Origin of the sequence: Inhella sp. (assembly GCF_027532025.1) — a bacterium.
Taxonomy (GTDB): Bacteria; Pseudomonadota; Gammaproteobacteria; order Burkholderiales; family Burkholderiaceae_C; genus Inhella.
Genome location: NZ_JAPZSY010000106.1, coordinates 1 through 1,883, shown reverse-complemented (window position 1 = coordinate 1,883; position 1,883 = coordinate 1). Strand labels below are relative to the sequence as shown.

Sequence of the window (1,883 nt, the reverse complement as noted above, 5' to 3'; positions counted from 1 at the left end):
GTCGAACCGCAGGGTCAGGGTGTGCTCGCCCTGGAAGCTGCGCTGGAAGTTGCCGTTGCCACCTTGGGCTTCGGTGGCGGCCTCTCCCGCGGCGTTGGCGGCCACGATGCTGGGCTTACCCCAAGCGGCGTCGCCGATCTTGAAGTCGTGGCGGTTCTTGAGGTCGACGTTCAGCACGTAGGCGTCGCAGTGCCAGCGGAAGGCGTAGTCGTCCAGCGCTGCCCAGTTGTTCATGGTGCCGCGCAGGTACAGCTGGGTGTCGCCCAGGGGCGGCTTGGCTTGGCAGTCGCTCATGCGGAATCGGGGTTGGGTCAGACCTTGGGCGAAGCGCAGCTCGAAGCGCTTGGGCGTGCCGTCGAAATGGGCTTCGAGGGGCGAGCCGCGCAGGAACAGGGCGTTGCCCTCCGCGCGCACCGGGCGGGCGCGGGCGCCAGGCTCGGCGCCCCAATCGGCGTCGGCGCTCCAGTCGTCGTCGGCCAACTTGAACTGGTGCTCGCCCTTGGGTGCGGCGATGAGCTCGTAGTGGTCGCAGCGCCAGGCCATGCGCCAGGCCTCGTCGGCGGCCCAGCCGTTCAAACTGCCGCGCACGTAGGCGTCGCGGCCTTTCAGCGGCGCCTGGGTGCAGGCGGCTTGGGCAGAAGCGCCCACGGCGCTGAGGGCGAGGGCCAGGCCCAGGGTCCAAAGTTTCATCACTGCACTCGTTTGTAGGCGCTGTAACCGCCGCCCGGGCTGAGCTCGGGCACGTAGACGCGGAAGGCGCCGGGAGGGAGTTCGAGGTCGAGCAGACCGGTCACGATCATTTGCTTGGGCCCGCCGCCGAGTTGGTCGACCAGCATCCAGTTGTTCATCAGCTTGGCGTTGGCCACGAGCACGGTTTCGCGCACGGTTTGGGACGTGGGGTTCATCACCACCACCACGGTGTCGGCCGCGCGGTCGGTGTGGCGCTCGAAGGCGAACAGCCGGTTGCTTTCGACGAGGCGGAAATCGCCCACGCGCAGCGCCCGGTGCTGCTTGCGCAGCTGGATCAATTGCTTCGTCCAGCGCAAGGTGGGGTTGTCGTCGCGCACCCAGTCCCAGCGCATGGGGGCGCGCATCTCGGGGTCGCCGCCGCCGGTCATGCCCAGCTCGCTGCCGTAGTAGACGTTGGGCGCGCCGGGCAGGGTGAACTGCAGCACCTGGGCGAGGCGGCGCTGGGCCTCGTCGGGCACGCGGGTGGCGATGCGCTGCTCGTCGTGGTTGTCCAGCATGAGCCAGCTCTTGAGCATGGGTTCGATGCCGGATTCGCGCACCATGCGGTCGATCATGCGCGCGGCGTGCTGCGGCTCGATCTTTTGCTCCACCAGGCGCAACAGAACAGCCCGCAGGGTGAAGTTCATGACGCCGTCCACCGCGGGGAACCACTCTTTGGGGTAGTTGGCGATCTCGCCCACCACCAGCGAGCCGGGTTTCTCGGCGTGCGCCGCCCGCGTGAGTCCGTGCAGGTGCTCGAAGCCGATATCCACGGCCACGTCCAGGCGCCAGCCGTCCACGCCGTCTCTTAGGTAGCCGCGCACCACCGAGTCTTTCCCGGCGTACACGTGGTCGCGCACGGCGGGGTTCTCCAAGTTGATTTCGGGCAGGTTCTCGGCCAGCCACCACGAGCGCGCGCCGCCCGGGTACTGGGGGCCGAAGTAGAACCAGTCGCGCCAAGGGCTCTTGGGGTTGGCCTCGGCGTCTTTGAACTTGGGCGAGTTGCGGCCCATGTGGTTGAACACGCCATCCAGCACCAGTTTCATGCCGCGCTCGTGCACGTCCTTGGCCAAGGCCTTGACGTCGTCGCGCGTGCCGAATTCGGGGCTCACGGCGTTGTAGTCGAAGGCGTCGTACTTGTGGTTCGTGTACGC

2 protein-coding genes are annotated in these 1,883 nt (G+C 67.8%); both read right to left on the bottom strand.

Going from position 1 to position 1,883, the window contains the following annotated elements; all coding sequences use genetic code 11:
- On the bottom strand, nt 1–690 hold a 690-nt coding region (locus tag O9335_RS13150; protein ID WP_298388833.1), incomplete at its 3' end, for a hypothetical protein.
- The coding region (locus O9335_RS13145) for an alpha-amylase family glycosyl hydrolase (protein WP_298388831.1) at nt 690–1,883 on the bottom strand (1,194 nt) is incomplete at its 5' end. The genes O9335_RS13145 and O9335_RS13150, both read right to left, overlap by 1 nt.